The sequence below is a fragment of the Methylobacterium sp. BE186 genome (assembly GCF_031457035.1).
In the GTDB taxonomy this organism is placed as follows: domain Bacteria; phylum Pseudomonadota; class Alphaproteobacteria; order Rhizobiales; family Beijerinckiaceae; genus Methylobacterium; species Methylobacterium segetis.
The window spans coordinates 182,579-205,210 of record NZ_JAVDVV010000003.1; the positions used below are offsets into that span (position 1 = coordinate 182,579).

Annotated in this window: 24 protein-coding genes; 10 read left to right on the top strand and 14 right to left on the bottom strand. The window is 72.0% G+C overall.

Annotated features, from left to right (window positions below):
- The first annotated feature begins 9 nt into the window (after positions 1 to 9).
- Both J2X36_RS04970 and J2X36_RS04975 read left to right on the top strand, forming a co-directional pair.
- Positions 10 to 327 (top strand): hypothetical protein, encoded by a 318-nt coding sequence (locus J2X36_RS04970; protein WP_310346920.1) that lies wholly within the window; start codon positions 10 to 12, stop codon positions 325 to 327.
- Positions 328 to 336: 9 nt separating this feature from the next.
- Complete coding sequence (locus J2X36_RS04975; RefSeq protein ID WP_310346923.1) at positions 337 to 639, top strand: hypothetical protein; 303 nt, start codon at positions 337 to 339, stop codon at positions 637 to 639.
- A 10-nt stretch (positions 640 to 649) separates the two neighbouring features.
- Here the strand turns inward: J2X36_RS04975 and J2X36_RS04980 are convergent, their stop codons facing one another.
- Positions 650 to 1,855 carry a penicillin-binding protein activator gene (locus tag J2X36_RS04980; RefSeq protein WP_310346927.1) on the bottom strand — a complete coding sequence of 402 codons (1,206 nt, stop codon included), beginning with the start codon at positions 1,853 to 1,855 and terminating at the stop codon, positions 650 to 652.
- Positions 1,856 to 1,988: 133 nt separating this feature from the next.
- Between J2X36_RS04980 and rsmI the strand changes: the two genes are divergently transcribed.
- A complete protein-coding gene (gene rsmI, locus J2X36_RS04985; protein WP_310346930.1) occupies positions 1,989 to 2,945 on the top strand; it encodes a 16S rRNA (cytidine(1402)-2'-O)-methyltransferase in 957 nt (318 codons plus the stop codon).
- Positions 2,935 to 3,318: a YraN family protein gene (locus tag J2X36_RS04990; RefSeq protein ID WP_310346932.1), complete on the top strand. Its 384-nt coding sequence runs from the start codon at positions 2,935 to 2,937 to the stop codon at positions 3,316 to 3,318. Before rsmI ends, J2X36_RS04990 begins: the two co-directional genes overlap by 11 nt.
- A gap of 9 nt (positions 3,319 to 3,327) precedes the next feature.
- Here J2X36_RS04990 and J2X36_RS04995 read toward each other — a convergent pair whose 3' ends face one another.
- Positions 3,328 to 3,717, bottom strand: coding sequence for a response regulator (locus J2X36_RS04995; RefSeq protein ID WP_132254116.1), 390 nt, complete (start codon positions 3,715 to 3,717; stop codon positions 3,328 to 3,330).
- A gap of 262 nt (positions 3,718 to 3,979) precedes the next feature.
- Between J2X36_RS04995 and J2X36_RS05000 the strand changes: the two genes are divergently transcribed.
- Genes J2X36_RS05000 through J2X36_RS05010 form a run of 3 tightly spaced genes read left to right on the top strand, consistent with a single transcriptional unit; the run spans position 3,980 to position 6,874 of the window.
- On the top strand, positions 3,980 to 4,921 hold the full coding sequence (locus J2X36_RS05000) for an ABC transporter substrate-binding protein (RefSeq protein ID WP_310346939.1): 942 nt from the start codon (positions 3,980 to 3,982) through the stop codon (positions 4,919 to 4,921).
- On the top strand, positions 4,918 to 6,132 hold the full coding sequence (locus J2X36_RS05005) for an ABC transporter permease subunit (protein WP_310346942.1): 1,215 nt from the start codon (positions 4,918 to 4,920) through the stop codon (positions 6,130 to 6,132). The genes J2X36_RS05000 and J2X36_RS05005 overlap by 4 nt, the downstream gene beginning before the upstream one ends.
- Positions 6,133 to 6,151: 19 nt before the next feature.
- A complete protein-coding gene (locus J2X36_RS05010; RefSeq protein WP_405029731.1) occupies positions 6,152 to 6,874 on the top strand; it encodes an ABC transporter permease in 723 nt (240 codons plus the stop codon).
- On the opposite strand, the gene J2X36_RS05015 is transcribed toward J2X36_RS05010, so the two are convergent.
- From J2X36_RS05015 to J2X36_RS05025, 3 genes are all read right to left on the bottom strand, one after another.
- A complete protein-coding gene (locus J2X36_RS05015; protein ID WP_132254123.1) occupies positions 6,864 to 7,118 on the bottom strand; it encodes a DUF6894 family protein in 255 nt (84 codons plus the stop codon). The genes J2X36_RS05010 and J2X36_RS05015 overlap by 11 nt on opposite strands.
- A gap of 121 nt (positions 7,119 to 7,239) precedes the next feature.
- Positions 7,240 to 8,343, bottom strand: a complete 1,104-nt coding sequence (locus tag J2X36_RS05020) for a L,D-transpeptidase (protein WP_310346948.1) — start codon at positions 8,341 to 8,343, stop codon at positions 7,240 to 7,242.
- Between the two features lie 72 nt (positions 8,344 to 8,415).
- Positions 8,416 to 9,261, bottom strand: a complete 846-nt coding sequence (locus J2X36_RS05025) for an extensin family protein (RefSeq protein WP_310346950.1) — start codon at positions 9,259 to 9,261, stop codon at positions 8,416 to 8,418.
- Positions 9,262 to 9,322: 61 nt separating this feature from the next.
- On the opposite strand from J2X36_RS05025, the gene J2X36_RS05030 reads away from it, so the two are divergent.
- From J2X36_RS05030 to J2X36_RS05040, 3 genes are all read left to right on the top strand, one after another.
- Positions 9,323 to 9,997, top strand: coding sequence for a dienelactone hydrolase family protein (locus J2X36_RS05030; protein WP_310346953.1), 675 nt, complete (start codon positions 9,323 to 9,325; stop codon positions 9,995 to 9,997).
- A gap of 95 nt (positions 9,998 to 10,092) precedes the next feature.
- A complete protein-coding gene (locus J2X36_RS05035) occupies positions 10,093 to 12,174 on the top strand; it encodes a M3 family metallopeptidase (protein ID WP_310346956.1) in 2,082 nt (693 codons plus the stop codon).
- A gap of 115 nt (positions 12,175 to 12,289) precedes the next feature.
- Entirely contained in the window at positions 12,290 to 13,168 is an 879-nt protein-coding gene (locus J2X36_RS05040; protein WP_310346959.1) for a hypothetical protein, read from the top strand.
- Positions 13,169 to 13,183: 15 nt separating this feature from the next.
- On the opposite strand, the gene J2X36_RS05045 is transcribed toward J2X36_RS05040, so the two are convergent.
- From J2X36_RS05045 to recQ, 9 genes are all read right to left on the bottom strand, one after another.
- Positions 13,184 to 13,402, bottom strand: coding sequence for a hypothetical protein (locus J2X36_RS05045; protein WP_132254137.1), 219 nt, complete (start codon positions 13,400 to 13,402; stop codon positions 13,184 to 13,186).
- A gap of 265 nt (positions 13,403 to 13,667) precedes the next feature.
- The gene (locus J2X36_RS05050; protein WP_310346965.1) at positions 13,668 to 14,552 is read right to left on the bottom strand and encodes an SMP-30/gluconolactonase/LRE family protein; all 885 of its coding nucleotides are present in this window, start codon (positions 14,550 to 14,552) and stop codon (positions 13,668 to 13,670) included.
- A 71-nt stretch (positions 14,553 to 14,623) separates the two neighbouring features.
- The gene (locus J2X36_RS05055) at positions 14,624 to 15,523 is read right to left on the bottom strand and encodes an NAD(P)/FAD-dependent oxidoreductase (RefSeq protein ID WP_310346967.1); all 900 of its coding nucleotides are present in this window, start codon (positions 15,521 to 15,523) and stop codon (positions 14,624 to 14,626) included.
- A gap of 135 nt (positions 15,524 to 15,658) precedes the next feature.
- Positions 15,659 to 15,997: a Grx4 family monothiol glutaredoxin gene (gene grxD / locus J2X36_RS05060; RefSeq protein ID WP_132254144.1), complete on the bottom strand. Its 339-nt coding sequence runs from the start codon at positions 15,995 to 15,997 to the stop codon at positions 15,659 to 15,661.
- A gap of 69 nt (positions 15,998 to 16,066) precedes the next feature.
- Entirely contained in the window at positions 16,067 to 16,561 is a 495-nt protein-coding gene (locus J2X36_RS05065; protein WP_310346972.1) for a DUF29 domain-containing protein, read from the bottom strand.
- Positions 16,562 to 16,587: 26 nt separating this feature from the next.
- Positions 16,588 to 16,824, bottom strand: a complete 237-nt coding sequence (locus J2X36_RS05070; RefSeq protein ID WP_109886983.1) for a BolA family protein — start codon at positions 16,822 to 16,824, stop codon at positions 16,588 to 16,590.
- A 31-nt stretch (positions 16,825 to 16,855) separates the two neighbouring features.
- The gene (purL, locus tag J2X36_RS05075) at positions 16,856 to 19,081 is read right to left on the bottom strand and encodes a phosphoribosylformylglycinamidine synthase subunit PurL (protein WP_310346980.1); all 2,226 of its coding nucleotides are present in this window, start codon (positions 19,079 to 19,081) and stop codon (positions 16,856 to 16,858) included.
- 162 nt (positions 19,082 to 19,243) lie between these two features.
- Positions 19,244 to 20,449 carry a hydrolase gene (locus tag J2X36_RS05080; protein WP_310347192.1) on the bottom strand — a complete coding sequence of 402 codons (1,206 nt, stop codon included), beginning with the start codon at positions 20,447 to 20,449 and terminating at the stop codon, positions 19,244 to 19,246.
- Positions 20,450 to 20,593: 144 nt separating this feature from the next.
- Positions 20,594 to 22,447 carry a DNA helicase RecQ gene (recQ, locus tag J2X36_RS05085; protein WP_310346982.1) on the bottom strand — a complete coding sequence of 618 codons (1,854 nt, stop codon included), beginning with the start codon at positions 22,445 to 22,447 and terminating at the stop codon, positions 20,594 to 20,596.
- Positions 22,448 to 22,632 lie beyond the last annotated feature (185 nt).

A 22,632-nucleotide genomic window follows, 5' to 3' on the forward strand; every position in this document is an offset into this window, starting at 1 on the left:
GCCGCCGGCGTGATCCACCTCGCTGACAACCTCCTCCTCGTCGCCACCGACCGCAGCGGCGATCTCGGCGAGACCTACCCGATCGCCCGCGGCTCATCCCCCATGATCGTCGCCCTCGGCGCGGCGAGCGCGGCGGGCGAGCGGCCGGCGCCGGGCACCTTCCTCGGCATCGCCCTCGTGAGCGGAGGCATTCTGGCCCTTTCCGTCGCGCGGGGCAGCCTCGGCCGCACGAGCCTTGGCGCCGCGCTCGCGACCGGCACCACGATCGCCGCCGACACGCTCGTCGACGGGCTCGGCGTGCGGGAATCGGGCGACTGGCGGGCCTAGTCGGCGGCGATGTTCTGCTTCCACCTGATCCAGCCCGGTTGGCTCGTCCTGCGCCGCGGCGCCGACGTGCTCGACGTCACGGCCCGCGAGGCTCTGAAGGCTGTGCGCGGCCTGATCTCGTTCGCGGACTACGCGGCGGTGATCTGGGCGATGCAGCGCGGCGCGATGGGGCGGTCTCGGCCCTGCGTGAGACGAGCGTCGTCTTCGCCGCCTTTCTCGGGGCGGATCGTGCTCGGCGAGCGGCTCACAGCGGGGCGCGTCGCCGCCTGCATCGTGATCGCGGCGGGCGCCGTGCTGATCGGCGGCGCCTGACGAGCCCGCCTCAGGTCCCGGACTTGCCGAGGGTCCGCGGGGCCGGGCTCACCACCGTCGCGGCGTTGTTGCGGATCTCGTAGACCGCGAGCGCCCGGTCGCTCGTTCCCTCCGGACGGAAGCGGAAGGTGCCGTCGATGCCGGAGAAGCCCGCGCCGTTCGTCAGCGTCCCCTCGGCGAAGCGCTGCGAGCCGTACTGGCGGCTGAGCGCCGCGCTGAGCGAGACCGAATCGTAGGCCAGCGAGGCGACCCTTGGCGGGCTGGCGCCGAAGCGCGCCTGATACCGGCCCGCGAAGCCTCCGAACCCCGCGCGGTCGGGCGAGGCGAACCACGCCCCCTGGAGCGCGGGAAGGGCGAAGACCCTGGGCTCGTTCCAGACGGCCGTGCCGAGGGGGCGCACCCGCGCGGGCGAGAACCCGGCCTTCTGCAGGGCCGGGGCCACGACGGCGAGCCCGTCCGGGGTCTCGGGCAGGAACAGGGCGTCCGCCTGCGCGGCCGGTCCGGAGATGACGCCGGCGAGCCGTTGGACCGCCGGTTCCGGCGCGCCGGGCGCGTAGCGTTCGAGGCCGGCGAGGCGCGCGCCCTTGCGCGCCACCGCCTCGCGGAACTGTGCCTCGACGGCGTTGCCGTAGCTGTTCTCGGGGATGAGCGCCGCGAAGGAGCGCTTGCCGCTCGCCACCGCCTCCTCCACGACCCGGTCGACCTCGGATTGGGGGAGGAAGCTCAGCAGGTACACGCCCTTCGTCGCGACGGTGGCGTCCGTCGAGAAGGCGATGACGGGCTTGCCCGCCGCCCGGGCGGGCCCCGCGGCCGCCTGCACGTTCGCGGCGAAGAGCGGCCCCAGCACCAGCTCCGCCCCCTCGCTGATCGCGCCCTGGGCAGCCTCGCGGGCGCCCTCCGGCGTGCCCCTATCGTCGCGCACCAGGATCTGCAGGTCGGGCTGCTGGAACTCTTCCATGGCGAGTTCCGCCGCGTTGCGCAGGGCGGCCCCGAGGGCCGCGCCCTGGCCGCTCAGGGGAACGACGAGCGCCACCTTGACCGCGCCGTTGCCGATCCGGCCCGGCGCCGAGGCGGAAGCCGCCCCTGCCTCGGGCGGCGGCGCGGTGCGGGCGGTGCGCGGGCCGTCCGGGCCGCCGATGCAGGCGGAGAGGGCGAGAAGCGGCAGAGCCGCGACGAGGCGGCCGATGCCGCCGAGGCCGGGTCGGGATCGCGCCATCCGTGCTGTCCTCCGCGGTGGCCCGTGCGCTCGAGCGTACTTGAAGGGATAGGATGCATGCGGCCAAAGCAATAGTGCGCGCAAGCCACGGACCATTCCGCCGGGCCTGCGCGCCGTGGCAATGTCCACAGCGATGACCCAGCGAATCGACAAGCCCGGCCGCCGCCCCGAACACGGGGCGCCGAGGCCGCCCGCCACCTTCACCGCCTTCGGCCTCGCGGCGGAGGCCGAGCCCATCGAGCCGGGGCTGCACATCGTCGCGACGCCGATCGGGAACCTGCGCGACGTCTCCTTCCGGGCCCTCGCGACGCTCGCCGCCGCCGATGCGGTGCTTGCCGAGGATACCCGCGTCACCCGCACGCTGCTCATGCATTACGGGATCACGACACCGCTCGTGGCCTATCACGAGCATTCGAACGCCGCGGTGCGCGAGCGGATGGTGGCGCGCATGAAGGCCGGGGAGGCCCTGGCGCTCGTTTCCGATGCCGGCACGCCGCTCGTCTCGGATCCCGGCTTCAAGCTCGTGCAGGCGGCGATCGAGGCCGGCCTCACGATCACGCCCATTCCCGGCCCCTCGGCCGTGATGACCGCCATCGTCGCGGCGGGCCTGCCGACGGACCGCTTCTTCTTCGAGGGCTTCCTGCCGCAGAAGTCGGGCGCGCGGCGCAACCGCCTCGCGGCGCTCGGTGCGATCCCGGGCACCCTGGTGCTGTTCGAATCCCCCCACCGCCTGCCCGAGATGCTGACCGACGCCGCCGAGACGCTCGGCGGCGCCCGGCCCGCCGCGGTCGCGCGCGAGTTGACGAAGCTCTACGAGACGATCCGCCGAGGCACGCTCGGCAGCCTCAGCGCGCTCTTCGCGGAGGAGGGGCCGCCGAAGGGCGAGGTGGTGGTGGTGATCGGCGCGAGCCCCGAGGAGGCGCCCTCCGAGGATGCGGATGCAGCCCTCGACGCCGCGCTCGTCGCCGCGTTGGAGCGCCACTCGATCAAGGACGCGGCGAGCCTCGTCGCCGACGAGACCGGGCAGCCCCGGCGCATCGTCTACGCCCGCGCCCTCGTTCTCGCCCGGCGCGGTCCCGATGCGTCCTGACGGGGCGGAGGCGCGGCGGCGCGCGGCCTACCGGCGCGGCCTGCGCGCGGAGGTCATCGCCCTGGCGCTCCTCTCGATCAAGGGATACCGCCCGCTCGCCCGGCGCTTCTCGGCCTCGGGCGGCGAGATCGACCTGATCGTTCGGCGCGGGCGCAACGTCGTGTTCGTCGAGGTGAAGGCCCGCCCCACGCTCCTCGCGGCGCAGGAGGCGATCAGCCACCGCAAGCAGCAGAGGTTCTCGCGGGCGGTGCGCGCGTGGCTCGGCCGCAACCCGCATCTCGCGGGGCTGACTTTCCGGGCCGACGCCGTCTTCCTGGAGCACGGGGCGTGGCCCATGCACCTCGTCGACGCGTTTCCGATCGAAGGTCTCTAGGCCGGCGTCCTAGCGCCGCGCCGCGCTGATCGCCGAGATCAGGGTGCGCTTGAGATCCGCCTGGCTGAACGGCTTCTGCACCACCGGACGGTCGCGGAAGGGCTCGCGGATCCCGGCCCCGCCGTAGCCCGTCGAGAAGACGAGCGGCAGGTCGCGCTTCACGATCGCCTCGGCCACCGGATAGATCGGCTCGCCCGCGACGTTGACGTCGAGGATCGCGACCTCGAAGGTCTCTCCCTCCGCCATCTCGAGGGCGGTCGCGAGACGCGCCGCGGGACCGACGACCGTGCAGCCGAAATCGAGCAGCATGTCCTCGAGCAGCATGGAGATCGCCGCCTCATCCTCGACGACGAGCACCCGGGCCCCGTTGAGCAGATCGTCGTTAGCTTCCGCACTCACGCCGGATGGTCTTCCCTTGGGTTCGTCCCGAGGCCGGGACGCTGCCTGCGAAGGTCGTGGTTGTATCGACGACCGCGGTGCCTCCCGTCGCGAATGCGCCGGGCGCCCCCCGGAACAAGGCCCGGAACCCTTCGAGCCGTCGCCCGTAAAGCCGGGCGTGTCAAGCGCCCGGGCCGTTCCGCGAGCGAGGCTTAACGGCGCAATGTTACGCTCTGATACATTTTCTCACACCGGTGCTGCAACCGTGCATCGTGCTCCGAGGATGCAACCGTCGATCGGTCGAGCGGGCCGGCCCACCCGCCGGCACGTGCTGGCGGGCGCCGCCTGCCTGCCGCTCCTGCGCCGTGCCCAGGCTGCCGACGGGCGGCCCGTCGTCGTCGCCTCGAAGAGCGACACGGAGGGCGCGCTCACGGCCAGCATGATCGCCCTGTGCCTGGAGGATCTCGGGATCCCGGTCGAGCGGCGCCTCGGCCTCGGGCCGACCCTGATCGTCCGCACGGCGCTCCTCTCCGGCGAGATCGGTCTCTACCCCGAATACACGGGCAACGGCGCCTTCTTCACGGGCACGGAATCCGATCCGGCCTGGAGGGATGCGGAACGCGCCTTCGCCACGATCCGCGCGGCGGATGCGGGGCGCGGCCTCGTCTGGCTGCGCAGGGCGCCGGCCAACAACACGTGGCTCATTGCCGTGCGCGGCGCCCTCGCACGGCGGGAAAACCTCGTCAGCATGGCGGATTTCGCCGGCGCGGTCCGGCGCGGGCTGATCCGGCTCGCCGCCTCCACCGAGTTCGTGGAGAGCCCGGCCGCCCTGCCGTCCTTCGAGGCGGCCTACGGCTTCGCCATGCCGTTCGACCGCATCATCAGCCTGCCCGGCGGCGACACCGCGGTGACGGCGCGGGCGGCCGCGCAGGGCATCAGCGGCGTCAATGCCGGCATGGTCTACGGCACCGACGGCGCCCTCGACGCCCTCGACCTCGTCGTGATGTCGGATCCCAAGGGCGCGCAGATCGTCTACGAGGTGGCGCCCGTCGCCCGCGCCGAGGTGATCGCGCGCCATCCCGGCATCCCGGGCAAGCTCGAGCCGCTGTTCGCCGCCCTCGACGCGAAGACGCTGCGGCGGCTCAACGCCCGCATCACCGTCGAGGGGGAGCCGGCCGAGAGCGTGGCGCGGGCATTTCTGATCGAGCGCGGCGACATCGGATGACGACCGGGATGACGGGCCGGCCGGACCCTCGCTCCCGCCGCGCACGCGACGCGACGGGCCTGCGCGCCGTGCGCGGCGTCGCCCGCATCGGTGCGCCGGCCGCGGCCGGTCTGTTCCTCGCCGCGCTCTACGGATTGCCGCTCCTCGCGACCGCCGGAAACCGCCTCGCCGTGGGTGACCCGGTCTACGCGTCTCAGATGGTCGGCCTCGGGGCGCACGCCGCGGCGGGCCTCGTCGTCGCGGCGGCCCTGGTGTTCCGCGCCCATCCCTCGCGCCGCGTGGCGCTGGCCGCGGCGGCTCTTCTCGCCACGGCCCTCTGCCTGCTCGCGACGGGTCTCGGGGCCACCGCCTCCGACCTGCTCGCCGGGCGCCCCCCGGCCGCGCGGGCGAGCCTCGCGAGCGGCGCCTGGATCGCGCTGGCCCTGATCGGGGGCGGCCTCGGCCTCGCCCTGCGCCGGGCGGCGCTGCCCGGGCTCGGCCCGGCACTCGCGGCCGGCCTCGCCCTGCTCCTGCTCCTCGCGTACCGGCAGGGCATCCTCGACGGGCTCTCCCTCGTCGTCGAGTTCCGCGCGCGCCGCGGCGTTCTCCTGAGCGCACTCGGCGAGCACCTGATCCTCGCGGGCGGCGCGCTGCTCCTCGCGATATCCGGCGCGATCCTCCTGGCGCTGTGGCGGCGCGGCCAGGGGCTCGTCGAGGGTCTGCTGGGCGGCGTGCAGGTCGTCCCGGCGGTCGCCCTGTTCGGAGCCCTGGTGGCGTTGCTGGCGGGGCTCCTGCGCTGGATGCCGGCGCTCCGTGATTTCGGGATCGGCGCGCTCGGCCCGACGCCCGCGATCCTCGGGGTGGCGGCCTACCTGCTGCTGCCGCTCTGGCGCGGGATCAACCAGGCCCTTCGGGCGCCGGATCCTGCGACGCTCGACGCCGCCGCGGGGCTCGGCCTGACCCGGGCGGAGACCCTCCGGCGCGTGCGCCTGCCCATCGGCGCGCCCACGCTGATCGGGGCGCTGAGGGTCGCGAGCGTGCAGAGCATCGGGCTCGCCACGCTCGGCGCGCTGATCGGCGCGGGCGGCCTCGGCCGCATCGTGTTCGAGGGCATGGCACAATTCGCGCCGGACCTCATCCTCCTCGGCGCCCTTCCGGTCGTGGGCCTGTCGCTGGCGGCCGAGACCGCCCTCGCCCGGGCCGAGGACGCGATGCGGAGGCGGCGCGCATGAGGTCCCCGCCATGACCCTCCTGCGCCGCCTGCGCCCCGCCCTCGGGCTCGCCGCCGCGGGGCTCGTCCTCGGCGCCTGCGCCCACCCGACCGTCGCCTCCGGCCTCGCGGCCGCCCTCGGCGAGGCGCCGCGGCGCGCGCTGAGCCCGGCCCACCTGTCGGCGCTGGCGCTGAACCACCTCGCCCTCGCCGTCTCGGGCCTCGCCCTCACCGCGATCCTCGGCATCGGGCTCGGCATCCTCGCGACGCGTGAGGCGGCCGCGCCCCTCCGCGGCGGGATCGACGCCATCGCGGCAGCGGCGCAGGCGGTGCCGCCGGTCGTGGTCGTGGCGCTCGCGCTGCCCGTTCTCGGCTTCGGCGGCCCACCGACGCTCCTCGCCCTCGTCCTCTACGGGCTGATGCCGGTCCTGCGCGGGACGGTCTCGGCGATCGAGGGGGTCTCGCACGAGGCGCGGGAGGCCGCCGAGGCGATCGGCCTCACGCGCGTCCAGGTTCTCGGCCGGGTGGAGATCCCGCTCGCGGCACCGGGCATCGTCGAGGCGGTGCGAACGGCGCTCGTCCTCGCGGTCGCGACGGTCGCGGTCGGGGCGCTGGCCGGTGCGCCCACCCTCGGGACGCCGGTCGTCGCCGGCCTGCAGAACCAGAACATGGTCCCCATGCTGCAGGGAACGTTCGCGACCGCGGCGCTCGCCTTCCTCTGCGACGCCGCGATGCTGGCCCTTCTCGCGCTCCTCAGGCGATGAGGGCGGCCGCGCCGACGCGCTCCGTGGCGAGCGTCATGGTGGTGCGGAAGAGCGCCCCGCGCTCGTGCGAGCGCACCGTGGCGACGAAAACCTGAGCCCTGCCGGAGGGAAGGGTCGCGAGGGCGACGTCGTGGAGGACGCTGGCCACCGCGAGGCGGGCGGCCTCGTCATTGGCGAGCACCACGCCCTCGCGGTCCAGGGCGGAGTTGCCGCAGATGTTGATGTCGAAGAAGTAGCGCGGCATGTCCCGTCCCCCGGGTCCGGCGAGCAGGCCCGGGCACACAGCTTCATCACGCGGAACGATCCCGCATTAACCCAGATCAGGGCCTGCCGCGGGCATGCGGCCCGCGGGGTTGGGGGATCGCTCATTCCTCCTTGAAGGAGACTTTCGCTCCGCGCTCGACGTGGAGGGCGAGGTCCCGCGCGTCCCAGTTGGTGAGCCGGATGCAGCCGTGCGATTCCGTCTTACCCACCTTCTCGGGCTCCGGTGTGCCGTGGATGCCGTAGGAGGGGATCGACAGGTCGATCCAGACCACGCCGACCGGGTTGTTCGGCCCCGGATGGATCGAGAACTTCGTCTTCGATTTCACGCCGGCGAATTGATATTTCGGGTTGTAGGTATAGTCAGGCTCGAACGCGACGCCCTTCACCTTGGCCTCGCCGCTCGGTGCCGGCTTCTCGTCGCTGCCGATCGAGGCCGGATAATAGGCGATGAGCTTGCCGTCCTTGTCGAAGGCCCGCAGGTCGCGACTCGACTTGTCGATCTCGATGCGGGTCACCTTCGGCGATTGCGGCAGTTCCTTCGCCTTCACCTTGCCGCGCTCCAGGGGCGGTACCGCCGCCACCGCGACCACCGTCCCGGCCTTGTCGAGGGCCGCGCCGGGGTTGAGCGCGCTCAGGAGGTCGCGGCTCATGTGGAAGCGCTCGGCCAGCATCTCGCGCGGGTTGGTGTAGTGCATCGCGTCGAGCTCGGCCTGCTCCTCCATCTTGGCCGGGATCTTCTCCACGTAGGGTCCGCGCACATCGTCCTCGGTGAGGGTGTACTCGGCGATCACCGGGCCGGTGCCGGCGGCCTGCAGCTTCTCGAAGAGTTCGGGCGTCAGGCTCTTCGGCTCCGGCAGACCCTGCGCCTTGGCGAAGGCCGCGAGCGCGCCGCGATAATTGTCGCCCTGGCGCCCGTCGATGGCACCGGGCGAGAAGCGGGCGCGGTCGAGGAGGACCTGCGCCTTCACGATCAGCGGGTCGGGATCGTCGTCCTTGCGCGCGCCCTTCCGCTCCGGCTTGGCTGCCTTGTCCTTGGCGCCTCTGTCCTTGGCTTCCGCGCCCGGCGCCTCCGGCGCCGCGGCGTTGACCGCATCGCGCGTGAGCGTAGGGGATTCCTCCCGCTTCGGCGCCGCGAGGCCCGGCGCGGCGAGGGCGAGAAGCCCGACCAGGGCGACGCCCGCCCGCAACGCAAACCCAGCCGACATGGCCCGACATCCCTCCGGAGGCGGCAGCGCCCCGGGCGATCAATCCGCAGGGCGCTCAGAGCGTTCCGGCGCTCATTGGCACAGGCGGTGACCGGCGCTGCGCTCGCGCTCGTCGAGATGCAGATGGTTGGCGTGGGCGGCGTCAGAGCCGGGGCCCAGCACCGTGCGGAAGAAGCCGCAGGCGCGGGTGCGCACCCCCGCCAGGAAGCGCGCCTCCGCCGTCCCGTTCGGCAGGGGACCGACCGTGATCGGCGCGCGCCCTTCGATCGTGAAGCTCATCACGTCGATGCCGTTCGCGTAGGCGTGTTCACTGAGCTTGGCGTCGGGGTCGTGGTTCTGCCCGCGGCACTCGTAGGACGTTCCGATGGCGATCGCCTTGAGCGGGCTCCCGAGCTCGGCCTCGGCCACGGCCTGGACCTCGGTCGCCCAACGGGCCAGCGCCTCGGCGGCGCCGCAGACGAGGGTGGCGGATTGCGGCAGCGCGATGCCCTCAAGCGCCGTGAGCCTGAGCGGGCTCGCGGCCCCGCACTGCCCGCTCTCCAGGCGCGGCAGAGGCTCGAAGGCGCCGCCGAGCCGCTTCAGGCGGACCCGGCAGGCGCCGTCGTCGGGCGCCGCGACCTTCAGGGCAAGCGCCGCGTCGCCCGAGAGCTCGGCCGGCCGGGCCGGGGGGAGGGGCGGCGGAGCCGGTGGCAGCGTCGGGGCCTCGGCCGCCGGGGCCGGCTCCGGCACGGAGGGTTTCAGCTCGGCCGGGCGCTCCGGCGGAAGCGGCACCTCGGGAGAGGGGGCGGCCGGCTTCAGCTCGTCGGGGCGCTCCGGCGGCAGCGGTGTGGCGGCAGCCGGTGCCCCCGCGGCACGGGCCGGCTCGGCTCTCGCGCCGGACGTGGCAGCCATGCCAAGGAGAAGTGCGGCGAGGAGCATCAGACCGCTGCAACCGGCTGCTCCGGGGACGATCCGCCGGACGGGAGAACGACGCATACGCATGCCAGACAAACCCCCTCAGGCCGGAACGCGCGAGACGCTGACATGCGCGGGCCACCTGCTGACGATCGAGATGTTCCGCCCCGTCGGCAAGGACGGCGCTACAACGCCCACGATCATTCTGCTCCACGATGCCGAAGGGGCGGGTCCGAATCGCCCCGTCCGCCACGAGGCGGCGTCGCTCGCGGGGGCGGGCTTCACGGTGCTCCTGCCGCACTATCTCCTGCGCACGGGCCAGGAGCGGGCGGGCTTCTCCGAGATCGCGCGCCACTTCGCCGCGTGGCGGGAGGGCCTGGCGTCGCTCCTGGAGCACGTGCACCGGACGGCGCCGGGCGGCATCGCCCTGATCGGGCGCTCCCTCGGCGGCGCTCTCGCCCTCGCGGTGGCGCTGGATGCCGGCGGCGCGGCGGCACTGTGCCTGCGCTCCGCCTTCCTGCCCCCGGAGATCGCGGACCGGCCGCTCGTCCTTCCGCCAGTCCTCGTTCAGCACGGCGCCCGCGACGTGCTCGTCCCGCCGAGCCACGCGCGGCGCCTCGCCGAGGGCGTGGCCGCGGCGGGCGGGCGCTGCCGCATCGCCCTCTACCCCGATCAGGCCCACACTTTCGACGCGCGGGCCGAGGCCGAGGCGACGGCGCTGACGCTGTCCTTCCTGCGGGAGCACGTCGTGCGAGCCTGAACCGGACCGCGCGCCTTTGCAGGCCGGGAGGCCGGCCCCTATCTTGCCGGGCACCGTACGGGGCGCGTCGCCCGCCGACAGCATCGAGGACCGGAATGAGCGCAGGACAGACCGCAGCCGGGCTGCAGGGCCTCGAACCCGGCAACCCGTTCTCGGAGGCGGATTGGGACACGCCCCACGGCCTGCCCCCCTTCGAGCGGATCCGGCCCGAGCATTACCTCCCGGCCTTCGAGGCGTCCCTCGCCGCCCACGAGGCGGAGATCGGGCGGATCGTCGGCGACGCGGCGCCGCCGAGCTTCGCCAATACGGTCGGCGCGATGGAGCGCGCGGGCCTCGCCCTGGACCGGGTCGCCTCGGTCTTCTTCAACCTGACGGGCAGCCACACGAACAAGGACTTGCAGGCGATCGAGCGCACGATCGCCCCGCGCCTCGCCCGGCATGGCAGCGCCATCTACCTGAACCCCGACCTCTGGGCGCGCATCTCGGCGGTCGATCCGGCGGCCGAGCCCCTGAGCGAGGAGGAGCACCGGGTGCTCGACCGCTACCGGACCCGCTTCCGCCGCGCGGGCGCCGACCTCGGCCCCGAGTCGAAGGCGCGCGTCGCCGAGATCGCGGCGCGGATGGCCGAACTCGGCACGCAGTTCAGCCAGAACCTCCTGGCCGACGAGAGCGGCTTCGAGTTGCCGCTCTCCGGGGAGGAGGATCTTGCCGGCCTGCCTCCCTTCCTGCGGGCCGCCGCCGCGAGCGCCGCCACCGAGCGCGGCGGCCGGCACAGCCACGTGATCACCCTCTCGCGATCCCTCATCGAGCCCTTCCTCGTCTTCTCGACCCGGCGCGACCTGCGCGAGCGCGCCTACGAAGCCTGGACCCGGCGGGGCGAGATGGGCGGAACGACCGACAACCGCGCGATCATCGCCGAGATCGTGGCGCTGCGCGCCGAGCGGGCGCGGCTTCTCGGCTACGAGAGCTTCGCCCATTTCAAGCTCGACGACACGATGGCGGGCTCGCCGGACGCCGCGATGGAACTTCTGCGCGACGTCTGGACGCCCGCCCGCCAGCGGGCGGGTGCGGAGCGCGAGCGCCTCCAGGCGCTGATCCAGGCGGAGGGCGGGAATTTCGCCCTGCAGGCCCATGATTGGCGCCACTACGCGGAGAAGCTGCGGCGGGCCGAGCACGACCTCGACGAGAGCGAGGTGAAGCCGTACCTGCCGCTCGAGGGCATGATCGCGGCGGCCTTCGACACGGCGGGCCGCCTGTTCGGCCTCCGCTTCGAGGAGTTGCCCGAATTCCCGCGCTACCATCCCGACGTGCGGGCGTGGCGCGTCTCGAACGCGGACGGCTCGGAGGTGGGACTGTTCCTCGGCGATTATTTCGCGCGGCCCTCGAAGCGCAGCGGCGCCTGGATGAGCGCCTTCCGCTCGCAGGAGCGGCTCAACGGCACGGTGACGCCGATCATCGTCAACGTGATGAACTTCGCCCGCGCGCCGGCCGGCGAGGCGACGCTCCTCTCCTTCGATGATGCCCGCACGCTGTTCCACGAGTTCGGGCACGCCCTGCACGGGCTCCTCTCGGACGTGACCTACCCGCTCCTCTCCGGCACGGCCGTCTCGGGCGACTTCGTGGAACTGCCTTCGCAGCTCTACGAGCACTGGCTGGAGCAGCCCGAGGTGCTGCGGGCGCATGCCCGCCACCATCTGACCGGGGAGCCGATGCCGGAGGCCCTCTTGGAGAGGCTGCTCGCCGCCCGGACCTTCAACCAGGGTTTCGCGACCGTCGAGTACGCCGCCTCGGCGATCATCGACATGACGCTTCACCTCTCCGCGGCGGCCGAGGACGGGCTCGACGTGCCGGCCTTCGAGGCGGACGCTCTGCGCCGCATCGCGATGCCCGCCGAGATCGGCATGCGGCACCGCTCGCCCCATTTCGCGCACATCTTCTCGGGCGACGGATACGCAGCCGGCTATTACAGCTATCTCTGGTCCGAGGTGCTCGACGCCGACGCTTTCGACGCCTTCCGCGAGGCGGGGGACATCTTCCACCCGGAGACCGCAGCGCGGCTGCGCCGCTACGTCTACGGGGCCGGCAACCTGCGGGATGCGCGCGCCGCCTATACCGGCTTCCGCGGCCGCCTGCCGAGCATCGATCCCCTGCTGCGCAAGCGCGGGCTCGCGGCCTGAAGGCACGGCCTCCGCCCGTCTTCGTACGCGCGGCGGCCGGTAACCTTTCGGTAAACAAACGTCCTTAACCAAAGCTTTCGTGATCCATCGACAAGCAGCGGCCGGGACGAGAGCCATGATCCCATCGGGCACCCAGACGAGCGCCGAGAAACCCGCAACCCCGAGCGCCCCGTCACCGGAGGAGCAGCTCAAGGCGATCGTCTCGGGCGCCGCAAAGCCGGAGCCGGCGAAGGTCGAGGCTCCGGCAGCAGCCCCGCAGGCCACCGCTACGGCGTCCCGGTTCAGGCCGAAGGTCAAGCTCGACGCGCGTGTTGCGGGCATCGCCTGCGCGGCGCTTGCCTTCGGCACGCTCGTCGGCGCTGGAGCCAGCACGCTCTCGGCGCCGCGGCCGGAGCGCATCGCGGGCGCGTTCACCGAGGTTCAAGCGGGCCTCGAGTCCAACCGGGTCGAGGCCGCGCGATTGAACACCGAGATCGAGCGGCTGGGCCGCTCCCTGGCGGCTCTGCGCGACGCGACCGAGGCCGCCCGGGGCGACGCCAAGACCCGCGCGACCGGCGTGACCGAGCGCCTGACCAAGGTCGAGCAGACCGTGACGGCGCGCCTGAACGCGCTCGGCGAGCGCATGGAATCATCGGACCGCGATCAGGCGACCCGCCTCGCTGCCCTCTCGACGCTCCTCGAGAAGCGTGCCGCAGCGGCTCCCGCGCCGGCCGTGGCCGCTGCGCCCGCACCGGTGCCGACCCCGGCGCCGAAGGCCGAGCCGGCGCAGACGGGGGCGATTCCCGAGAAGCCGAAGCCGGCGATCGTCGAGGGCTGGGCCCTGCGCGACGTCTATGACGGAGCGGCGATGCTGGAGGATAAGCGGCGGCGCCTCGTCGAGGTCGCGCCGGGAGACACGGTGCCGGGCGTGGGCAAGGTCGAGGCCGTGGAGCGGCGCGGGCGCGACTGGGTCGTGGTCACGCGTCAGGGCCTGATCACCTCGCAAGCGTGGTGAGCACCGGACGTCGCCTCAGGTCGTCGGGACCGGGGTCGCGGCGAGGTCGTCGGAGCGCACCGGAAAGCGCGGCTCGACCGCCATCGCCTCGGCCATCGTCGCGGCGCGCATGGCGCGGCGGCGGCCGTTAATGCGCGCCCGGGCCTGCTCGGCCCGCGTGGGATGCAGAAGCGCCGTCAGAAGGGCCTGCCCTTCGAAATCGCTGTCCAAGTTCTTCGCGTCGAAAACAGGCATGGCTTCCTCGCACCGGCGGTGACGAGAGGGCGGCGGACGGCCGTGATAAGCTCGGCCGTATGTGGATAACGGGGACAGTCGGTAGAAGTTCCGAAAGTCGTCCCACGTCAACCAATAATTAATCGTCGCATTCCTTCCGCCCCATTGCGGTGCGAAACCGCACCCACTCTTGCGCTGGTCCGCATTCGCAAGGCTTCGCCACCGCCGCCTGCAATGACCGCAAATGTTCGCAAGGGGACGAAGTGCCCAGCCCTCACCCCAGCCCTTACGTCCCGACGCCGCGATAGATGTTGGCGGGAAAGCCCCGGAACTCGGTCTCAACGCGGAAGACGTGCCCCGCCATCGGGTCGAGGGCGGGATCGCGCCCGCGGCGGCAAGTCGTGATGTAGAGGGTCGAGAGGTCGGCGCCTCCGAAAGCGCATTTGGTGACGAGTGCCGTCGGCACGGGCAGGATGCGCTCGACCTGCCCGTCGGGCGCGAAGCGCGTGATCCGCGAGCCGGCGTAGTGGCAGATCCAGAGGTGGCCGTCGGCGTCGAGGGTCAGGCCGTCGGGCTTGCCCCAGCCCGGCTCGAAGGTGATGAGCGGTCGCGGCTCGCCGACCCGGGTGCCGTCTAGGTCGTGGACCCGCACGACTCCGTTGCCCGTATCGATCGTGTAGAGGCGGTGCCCGTCCGGGCTCACCACGGGGCCGTTCGTGACCGCCGCCGAGCCGCCGAAATCCAGCAGGCGCTCCCCGTCCCAGCGGTGAAACCCGCCGGTGGGCTCCGTCTCGCCATCATCCATGCTGCCGAACCAGAGGGCGCCGTCCGGCCCGACATTGCCACTGTTGAGCCGGTTGCCCGGCGGGTACGGCTCGGGCCGCACGAGGTCCGTGCGCGCGCCGCTTTCCAGGTCGAGACAGGCTACGCCCGACTTGAAGCCGGCGATGACCCGCTGCGGATCCGGCGTGAGCAGTGCGAAGCTCAGCTTCTCGTCGAGGGGAAGGCGGTGCGTCTCGTCTGTCTCGGGGTCGTGGCGCCAGACGGCCGGGTTCTCGATATCGACCCAGACCAGGGTGCCCGAGCGCGCGTCCCACAGGATCTCCTCGCCGAGTTCGCAGCCGCAGGCGACCGCGACGCGGGGCGTATGGGGATGGACGATGGGGGACATGCGGGACGGGCCTCCGAGGGGGATGTCGGCTCAACGCCGCAAGTCCGCGCATCGTCCCCGCCACGATGCCGTCAGCGCGTATCCTCGCGGATCAGCTCGGTGTTAACGGCGAAGGCGGCCATCGCCCCCTCGGCGGCGGCGACAACCGCGAACTGGACGCGCCGCGAGGCGTCGCCCGCCACGAACAGCCCGGGCACGTTGGTCCGCTCGTAATCGCGGGTCGGCACCGTGCCGTTCTGCTTGAGCTCGCAGCCGAGGCCGCGAATCAGGTCCGAGGGCCGGCACTCGGCCGGCATCAGGAAGACGGCGCGGCAGGGGATCGCGCCGCCATCCTCGAATTCGAGGCGCTCCGGGCCCGCCTCGTCGCCGACGAGCCGACGGAGCTTCGCCTCGACGATCCGGATGCCGTGGCGGTCGAGCCGGGCGCGATCCTCTTCGGACAGGTCCAGCCCGTGCCCGTCCGTGCAGAGGGTGACGTCCCGGCTCCAGACCGTCAGCTCGAGGGCGAGCCCCTTGGCGGACGGGCCATGGGCGTAGGCGACGACGGGGTGGTCGCGGGCTTCGTAGCCATCGCAATAGGGGCAGGAGTGGACCCCCGTCCCCCAGTAGCGGGAGAAGCCATCCACATCCGGCAGATCCTGGTGGAGACCGGTCGCGAGGATGAGGCGGCGTGCCCGCTCGCGCGTGCCGTCCGCGAGCCGAACCTCGAAGGCGCCGTCTAGACGGGTGGCCTCCACCACCTCGACGGCACGCCGCTCCACCGTCGGGTAGCGCTCCAGATCGGCCTGCGCCGCCTCCCGCAGGGCGAAGGGCGGGATGCCGTCGCGGGTGAAGACCCCCCAGGTGCGGGGGGTAACGGCGTTGCGGGGCTCGCCCTTGTCGCAGAGGAGCACGCTGCGTCGGCAGCGCCCGAGGATCAGAGCCGCATTGAGGCCCGCCGGGCCCCCTCCGACGATGACGACATCGCGCATGGGAACATTCCCCCGTGACGGGACCTGCCGGAGGAGGTCCTGCACGAGGCAAGCCGCGACGCGCGCCAACGTTTCCCGTCCGCCAAGAAAAAGGGCGCCCGCGGCGCCCTTCGTCGGGGACCGTTCCGGAGCCGATCAGGCCGCGGCGGTCTTCACCGGGATGCCCTTCTCGGACAGGAACTGCTGCAGCTCGCCCGACTGGAACATCTCACGGGTGATGTCGCAGCCGCCCACGAACTCGCCCTTCACGTAGATCTGCGGGATCGTCGGCCAGTTGGAGAAGGCCTTGATGCCGTCGCGGATCGCCATGTCGTCGAGGACGTTCACGCCCTTGAACGGCACACCGAGGTAGTTGAGGATCTGGACCACCTGACCCGAGAAGCCGCACATCGGAAACTGCGGCGTGCCCTTCATGAACACGACCACGTCCTGCGACTTGATCTCGGTCTCGATGGTGGCATTGACGTCGGTCATGGGGCCTTCCTTGTCGGTCACTTGGATTGATCCGTCGCGCTGGATGATCCTTCGGACGAACGCCGCGGGTCAATGCTGGGACGTCGCATCCGCAATCCGGCGAAGTGCTGCATCGATGTCGATCGGCTGAGCCAGAATCTCCTCCAGCGCGATGGGGCACGCCTCCGGAAGGCGTGGCAGCAGCGCGTCGCCGTAAGCGATGAGACTGGAATTGGCGATGGTCTGTGCCAACTTCCAGGTCTGATCCCAGCGGATTCGCTGACGCATCGAATTCTCGTACCGGACCACGACCGCCGCGTGGAAGGTCAGGACCTCCTCGCGCCAGTGGATGTTCGCACGCGCTGCCGGTGCCGAGACCTGCTTGAGGAGATGCGACAGGATCTGCGCGAGGAGGCTCTCGACGGCGTGGATCTGGGACCGTCCCACGCTCTCGATCTCCTCGGCGACGTTTTCCCAGTCGACGGCGTTCGAAGAGTCCGCTCGCGCGCCGAGCTCGCGCAGAGCCGCCGCCTGCGTCTCCGCCCAGGTCACGATGTCGTCGTCGTAGAGGCTCGGGTGATCCATCGGGCCCTCGGTCCCGCGTTCGCCCTTCAATCCTGGGGGACGCCCGTCGTCAGCGCAAGAGCGTGGAGAACGCCCCCCATCCGCCCCTGGAGCGCGCCGTAGACCATCTGGTGCTGGGCGACGCGGGTCTTGCCCCGGAAGGCCGAGGAGATGACGGTGGCGGCGTAGTGGTCGCCGTCGCCGGCGAGATCCTTGATCTCGATCTGCGCGTCGGGCAGGGCCTCGCGGATCATCGCCTCGATCTCGCGCGCGTCCATCGGCATCGTCTGGCTCCTCGGGTCTCGGAGGGAGGGATCAGGCCGCCGCGCCGGCGGGCTGGCTCGCCATGTAGGCCGGGAACCAGCCCTGGTTCGCCTCGCGCAGTTCCGCGACCGATATGGTCTGCCCGCCTGGCAGGGTCAAATGCTCGGTCCCGGTCACGCCGACGACGCCCGCGTCGATCCCCTGCGCGGAGGCGCTGTAGAGGATCTCGGTGGCCGTCTCGGGATCCACCGCGATGAGGTAGCGGCCCTGGTCCTCACCGAACAGGTAGGCGTGGGCGGGCAGGTCCATCGGCACCTCGGGCAACGCCGCACCGATATTGCCGGCCATCGCCATCTCGGCGAGCGCGACGGCGAGGCCGCCATCCGAGAGGTCGTGGACCGTGTCGACGAGGCCCGACGTGATCAGCCCGCGCACGAAGTCGCCGTTGCGGCGCTCGATCCCGAGATCCACGGGCGGGGGCGCACCCTCCTCACGGCCCTCGATCACCGCCAGATAGGTCGATTGGCCAAGCCAGCCGTCCGTCGCGCCGATCAGGAGCAGGGCGTCGCCCTCGCGCCTGAGGGCGATGCCGGCGCGCCGCTCGACGTCGTCGAGCACGCCGACGCCGCCGATCGTCGGGGTCGGCAGGATGCCGACGCCGTTCGTCTCGTTGTAGAGCGAGACGTTGCCCGACACGACGGGGAAGTCGAGCGCCCGGCAGGCCTCGCCGATGCCCTGGAGGCAGCCGACGAGCTGGCCCATCACCTCGGGCTTCTCGGGGTTGCCGAAATTCAGGTTGTCGGTGATGGCGAGCGGGCGCCCGCCGACCGCCGTGATGTTGCGCCACGCCTCGGCCACGGCCTGCCGGCCGCCCTCGACCGGGTCCGCCTCGCAGTAGCGGGGCGTCACGTCGGTGGTGAGCGCAAGGCCCTTCGGCCCGTCCTCGACGCGCACGATCGCGGCGTCGCCGCCCGGGGTCTCGACGGTGTTGCCGAGGATGAAGTGGTCGTACTGCTCGTAGACCCAGCGCTTCGAGGCGAGGTCGGGCGAGCCGACGAGGCGCTTCAGCGCATCGGTGAGCGAGGGCGGCTCCGGCACCTCCGAGGCGTTGAGGATCGGCAGGTGCACGTTCGAGCGGTGCGGCCGGTCGTAGAGCGGAGCCTCGTCGCCGAGTTCCTTGATCGGGAGGTCGGCAACGGTCTCGCCGTGCCACTTGATGACGAAGCGGAGCGTGTCGGTGGTGTGCCCGATCACCGCGAAGTCGAGGCCCCACTTCACGAAGATGGCTTCCGCCTCCCGTTCCATGCCGGGCTTGAGCACCATGAGCATGCGCTCCTGGCTCTCCGAGAGCATCATCTCGTAGGGCGTCATGCCCTCCTCGCGGGCCGGCACCTTGTCGATGTCGAGCTCCACGCCGAGATCGCCCTTGGCGCCCATCTCGACTGCCGAGCAGGTCAGGCCCGCCGCGCCCATGTCCTGGATCGCGATCACGGCGCCTGAGGCCATCAGCTCCAGGCAGGCTTCGAGCAGGAGCTTCTCCGCGAAGGGGTCGCCGACCTGGACGGTCGGCCGCTTCGACTCGGAGGCCTCATCGAACTCGGCCGAGGCCATGGTCGCGCCGTGGATCCCGTCGCGGCCGGTCTTCGAGCCGAGATAGACGATCGGGTTCCCGACGCCGGTCGCCGCCGCGTAGAAGATCGAATCCGTCCTCGCGAGGCCCACCGCCATGGCGTTGACGAGGATGTTGCCGTCGTAGCGCGGGTGGAAGCCGACCGCCCCGCCCACGGTCGGCACACCGAAGGAATTGCCGTAGCCCGCGATGCCGGCGACCACGCCCGAGACGAGGTGGCGCGTGCGCGGGTGGTCCGGCGAGCCGAAGCGGAGCGCGTTCAGCGCCGCGATGGGCCTCGCGCCCATGGTGAAAACGTCGCGCAGGATGCCCCCGACGCCGGTCGCCGCGCCCTGGTAGGGCTCGATGAAGCTCGGGTGGTTGTGGCTCTCCATCTTGAAGACGCAGGCGAGCCCGTCGCCGATGTCGATCACGCCGGCATTCTCGCCGGGGCCCTGGATGACCCAGGGCGCGCTCGTCGGCAGGCCGCGCAGGTGCTTGCGCGAGGACTTGTAGGAGCAGTGCTCGTTCCACATCGCCGAGACGATGCCGAGTTCGGTCAGGGTCGGGTCGCGCCCGATCAGCCCGCGGAAGCGCTCGTACTCGTCCGGCGTCAGGCCGTGCTGGCGGACGAGATCCGGAGTGATGGGAACGTCGTTTCGGAACATGCGGCGGTCTCGACGGAATTCGGGCCGTCCCGCACGAGGCGGACGGAGGTGTTCCTCGTCCCCGTGCGGGTGGCCGCTCTGGCGACGGCTCTAGAGCGGAAGCGTCCGGGCTGGCAACAATCGATCGCTTCGCATCATGTATTCAGATCGGATTGTAAACGCTTAGCTCAAGGTTGCCGCCGGGATTTCGGGTTGCGGGCAACCCGGCGCGTGCGGGGCGGGGTCACGGGCGGCGCGCGCCCGCGCCACGACGGCGTGAACGGGCTCGGGGCCGGCGACGAGCGCGATGTAGTCGAAGGCGTCGGGCTCGTGGGCCGACATCAGAAGCTGGAAGTGGGTCTGGAACAGGTTGTACTGGCGGGTCTTCCGCCTCAGCAATTCCGGCGCGACGAGATCCTGCAGCCGCACGCGGATGACGGCCGGTCGGCCCGGCCCGGGCGAGGGGACGTTCGAGGCGGCCAGCGGGTCGCGCAGGTGGATGGAGAGCCAGTCCCAATCGGCCCGCACGTCGAGCCAACCGATCGCCGTGGCCGCGGCGACGCGGGCCAGGGCCGCGCGCGCCCGGTCCGCCAGCGGATCGAGGCCGATCCAGGGAATCACGCTGCCGATCGTGACGAGGGTCACCGGCGTGCCGCGGCGGCCGAAATCGGGGTCGCGGGCGAGGATGCGGTCGAGGGCCTCGATGGCGAGAAAGCTCGACGAGGAATGCCCGATCACGACGATCTCCGGCGCCGTGCCCTCCGCGGAGCGGATGCGCTCGGCGAACGCGTCGAGGCGCGCGTGCATCCGGGTTTCGGCACCGCTCGCGTGGTCGTGCGTGAAGGTGGTGTCGTCGACGAGGTGTGCGACGTAGAACGGCCTGCCGCGGGTGAGATGGGTCAGGAGGGCGAGCACGACGTAGGCGATCGCGGGAAGGGCGAGATAGGACCAGGGCCGCACAGCGGCCGGCAGGAGGGCGATCAGCCCGGCCGCGAGGACGAGGCTCAGGAGCACCAGTCCCAGGTAGATCTGGTGGACGCCGAAGATGATGGTCGAGAAGCGGCGCGCCTCCCGCCGGAACCGCCGGAGGTACCCGGTGCGCCAGAGCCGCCACCACAGAACGGGCACGTCCCGCAGCCGGCGCCAGTTCGGCAGGGGGAAGCGGGCCGCCACGATGTCGTCCCACCGCAGCAGCCCGTAGCGCGTCGTCCGCTCGTCGAACGTGACCGTCCAGTCGAGGCTGAGGCCGTCGGCGGCCCGCACGGCGTCGCCCACCGCGATGGCGTGCCCGCGCCGGGAGGCCGTGAGCCGGCTCTCCCGCCGGAACAGCCCCCAGTACGTCTCGGGCGGGCGCGGGTCGAAGCCCGGCATGTAGAACACCTGGCGGATCGGCGCGGGATGGGGATCGCGTCGTGAGATGGCGGACTCGTCCGGGATCGAGGGCTGCGGGAACGAGGCGGGCATACGCTGAACCGCGGGCAGTGGCTACAGGCGGCGCGGCGCCTGGCCGTCGCGGAGTGCCGGCTCGGCGGCTCAGGCCCGCTCGGCCTGGGGCTGGGCGAGGAAATCCGCGATGGCCGCGACGAAGCGCTCCCCATAGGCCTCGCGCTTGCGCTCGCCGACTCCGTGAACCGAGCGTAGCGCCCAGAGATCCACGGGCTTCTGGCGCGCCATCTCGATCAGCGTCCGGTCTGGAAAGACCATGAACGCCGCGATGCCCTCGGCGCGCGCGATCGTCGCGCGCAGGCCCCGCAGGTGCTGGAACAGGGCCTCGTCCGCCTCGCCGAGCGCCATCGCCTCGTCGTCGCGGGCAGCCGTGCGGCGGCGCTCGCGCGGCTCGGCGGCCTTCGGCTCCGGGTCCGGCCTGAGCTGGATCGGCTCCCGCCCGAACAGGATCGCCTCGCCCTTCTCCGTCATCGAGAGGCCGCCGAAACCGTCGCCGTTCTCGGCGACCGCGCCCGCCGCGAAGAGCTGGCGCAGGATGGCGCGCCAGGCCGCTACCGGCTTGTCGGAGCCGACCCCGAACGTCTTGAGCTGGGCGTGGCCGTTGCGGCGGATCGATTCGCTCTCCTTGCCGCCCACCACGTCGCAGATATAGGCCGCGCCGAAGCGCTGCCCGGTGCGGACGATCGCCGAGAGCACCTTCTGCGCCGAGACCGTGCCGTCGATGAGGGTGACGCCGCCGCGGCAGAGATCGCAGCGGCCGCACGGCCCGCTCGTCTCGCCGAAATAGGCGAGCAGCGATTGCCGCCGGCAGGAAGCGCCCTCGCAGAGCGCGATCATCGCCTCGAGCTTGCGGCGCTCGACCCGGCGGCGCTCGTCGGAAATCTCCTTCTCGTCGATCTGGCGGCGGCGCAGCGCCATGTCGTCGAGGCCGTAGATGGTCAGCGTGTCGGCCGGCAGCCCGTCGCGGCCGGCGCGGCCGATCTCCTGGTAGTAGCCCTCGACGTTCGAGGGCATGTCGGCATGGCAGACGAAGCGCACATCCGGCTTGTTGATGCCCATGCCGAAGGCGACGGTCGCCGTCATCACCACGCCGTCCTCCTGCAGGAAGCGGTCCTGGTTGCGCATGCGCGTGCCCTGGTCGAGGCCGGCATGGTAGGGCAGCGCGTTGAACCCGTCCTTCGTCAGCGACTCGGCAAGCTGCTCCGTGCGCTTTCGGGACGAGCAATAGATGATCCCGCTCTCCGCGCGGCGGTGGCGCAGGAAGCGCTCGATCTGGCGGGTGGGGTTGTCCTTCGGCACGAAGGTGAGCCGGATGTTCGGCCGGTCGAAGGAATGGACGAAGGTCTTCGCCGCGCGTCCCGCAGGAAACAGCCGCTCGGCGATGTCGGAGCGCGTCGCCGCGTCGGCCGTGGCGGTGAGCGCCAGCACCTGCACATTGCCGAGCGCCTCGCGGGCGCGGGCGATGTCGCGGTATTCGGGCCGGAAATCGTGCCCCCATTGCGAGACGCAATGCGCCTCGTCGACGGCGAGCCGCCGGACGCCCGCGCCCCGCAGCGCCTCCATGCAGCCGTCCATGAGGAGCCGCTCGGGCGAGACGAAGAGGAGGCGCAGCTCGCGCGAACGGATCTTGCGCCAGGTCTCGCGGCCCTGGGATTCCGGCACGGAGGAGTTCAGCGTGGCGGCCTCGATGCCGAAGGCGAGCATCTGCTGCACCTGATCGTGCATGAGCGCGATCAACGGCGAGACAACCACGGTGAGATCGGATTCGACGAGGGCCGGCAGCTGGTAGGTCATCGACTTGCCGGAGCCCGTCGGCATCACGGCGAACACGTCCGACCCGTCGAGCACGGCCTCGATCACCTCGGCCTGGCCCGGCCGGAAATCGTCGTAGCCGAAGGTGGCTCGAAGCGCGGCGCGGGCCTCGTCGAGACGTTGGGTCATGGGACTCGTCGGGGCTCGGAACGGAGAATGATCGGCGGCCTACGCTGCGCCGACACGGGAGGGCACCCTATCGTAGCGGATCGAGGCGCGCAGCCACGTCACGCACGATCGCGGGCGCGGTCGGCGCCCGGCTTCCCGGAAGCTGGCCCTCATCGCCCGCCTCGGCAAGACCGCGGCGTTGCCTA

What these genes read in the sequence shown, in the direction of transcription:
- J2X36_RS05025 (WP_310346950.1), bottom strand. Translation starts at nt 9,261, where the DNA reads ATGCTCCTCGCCGCACTTCTCCTTGGCATGGCTGCCACGTCCGGCGCG.
- J2X36_RS05005 (WP_310346942.1), top strand. Translation starts at nt 4,918, where the DNA reads ATGACGACCGGGATGACGGGCCGGCCGGACCCTCGCTCCCGCCGCGCA.
- J2X36_RS05015 (WP_132254123.1), bottom strand. Translation starts at nt 7,118, where the DNA reads ATGCCGCGCTACTTCTTCGACATCAACATCTGCGGCAACTCCGCCCTG.
- J2X36_RS05065 (WP_310346972.1), bottom strand. Translation starts at nt 16,561, where the DNA reads ATGGATCACCCGAGCCTCTACGACGACGACATCGTGACCTGGGCGGAG.
- J2X36_RS05030 (WP_310346953.1), top strand. Translation starts at nt 9,323, where the DNA reads ATGCCAGACAAACCCCCTCAGGCCGGAACGCGCGAGACGCTGACATGC.
- rsmI (WP_310346930.1), top strand. Translation starts at nt 1,989, where the DNA reads ATGACCCAGCGAATCGACAAGCCCGGCCGCCGCCCCGAACACGGGGCG.
- J2X36_RS04990 (WP_310346932.1), top strand. Translation starts at nt 2,935, where the DNA reads ATGCGTCCTGACGGGGCGGAGGCGCGGCGGCGCGCGGCCTACCGGCGC.
- J2X36_RS05050 (WP_310346965.1), bottom strand. Translation starts at nt 14,552, where the DNA reads ATGTCCCCCATCGTCCATCCCCATACGCCCCGCGTCGCGGTCGCCTGC.
- J2X36_RS04975 (WP_310346923.1), top strand. Translation starts at nt 337, where the DNA reads ATGTTCTGCTTCCACCTGATCCAGCCCGGTTGGCTCGTCCTGCGCCGC.
- J2X36_RS05035 (WP_310346956.1), top strand. Translation starts at nt 10,093, where the DNA reads ATGAGCGCAGGACAGACCGCAGCCGGGCTGCAGGGCCTCGAACCCGGC.
- J2X36_RS05045 (WP_132254137.1), bottom strand. Translation starts at nt 13,402, where the DNA reads ATGCCTGTTTTCGACGCGAAGAACTTGGACAGCGATTTCGAAGGGCAG.
- J2X36_RS05070 (WP_109886983.1), bottom strand. Translation starts at nt 16,824, where the DNA reads ATGCCGATGGACGCGCGCGAGATCGAGGCGATGATCCGCGAGGCCCTG.
- recQ (WP_310346982.1), bottom strand. Translation starts at nt 22,447, where the DNA reads ATGACCCAACGTCTCGACGAGGCCCGCGCCGCGCTTCGAGCCACCTTC.
- J2X36_RS04980 (WP_310346927.1), bottom strand. Translation starts at nt 1,855, where the DNA reads ATGGCGCGATCCCGACCCGGCCTCGGCGGCATCGGCCGCCTCGTCGCG.
- J2X36_RS05020 (WP_310346948.1), bottom strand. Translation starts at nt 8,343, where the DNA reads ATGTCGGCTGGGTTTGCGTTGCGGGCGGGCGTCGCCCTGGTCGGGCTT.
- J2X36_RS05000 (WP_310346939.1), top strand. Translation starts at nt 3,980, where the DNA reads ATGCAACCGTCGATCGGTCGAGCGGGCCGGCCCACCCGCCGGCACGTG.
- purL (WP_310346980.1), bottom strand. Translation starts at nt 19,081, where the DNA reads ATGTTCCGAAACGACGTTCCCATCACTCCGGATCTCGTCCGCCAGCAC.
- grxD (WP_132254144.1), bottom strand. Translation starts at nt 15,997, where the DNA reads ATGACCGACGTCAATGCCACCATCGAGACCGAGATCAAGTCGCAGGAC.
- J2X36_RS05040 (WP_310346959.1), top strand. Translation starts at nt 12,290, where the DNA reads ATGATCCCATCGGGCACCCAGACGAGCGCCGAGAAACCCGCAACCCCG.
- J2X36_RS05055 (WP_310346967.1), bottom strand. Translation starts at nt 15,523, where the DNA reads ATGCGCGATGTCGTCATCGTCGGAGGGGGCCCGGCGGGCCTCAATGCG.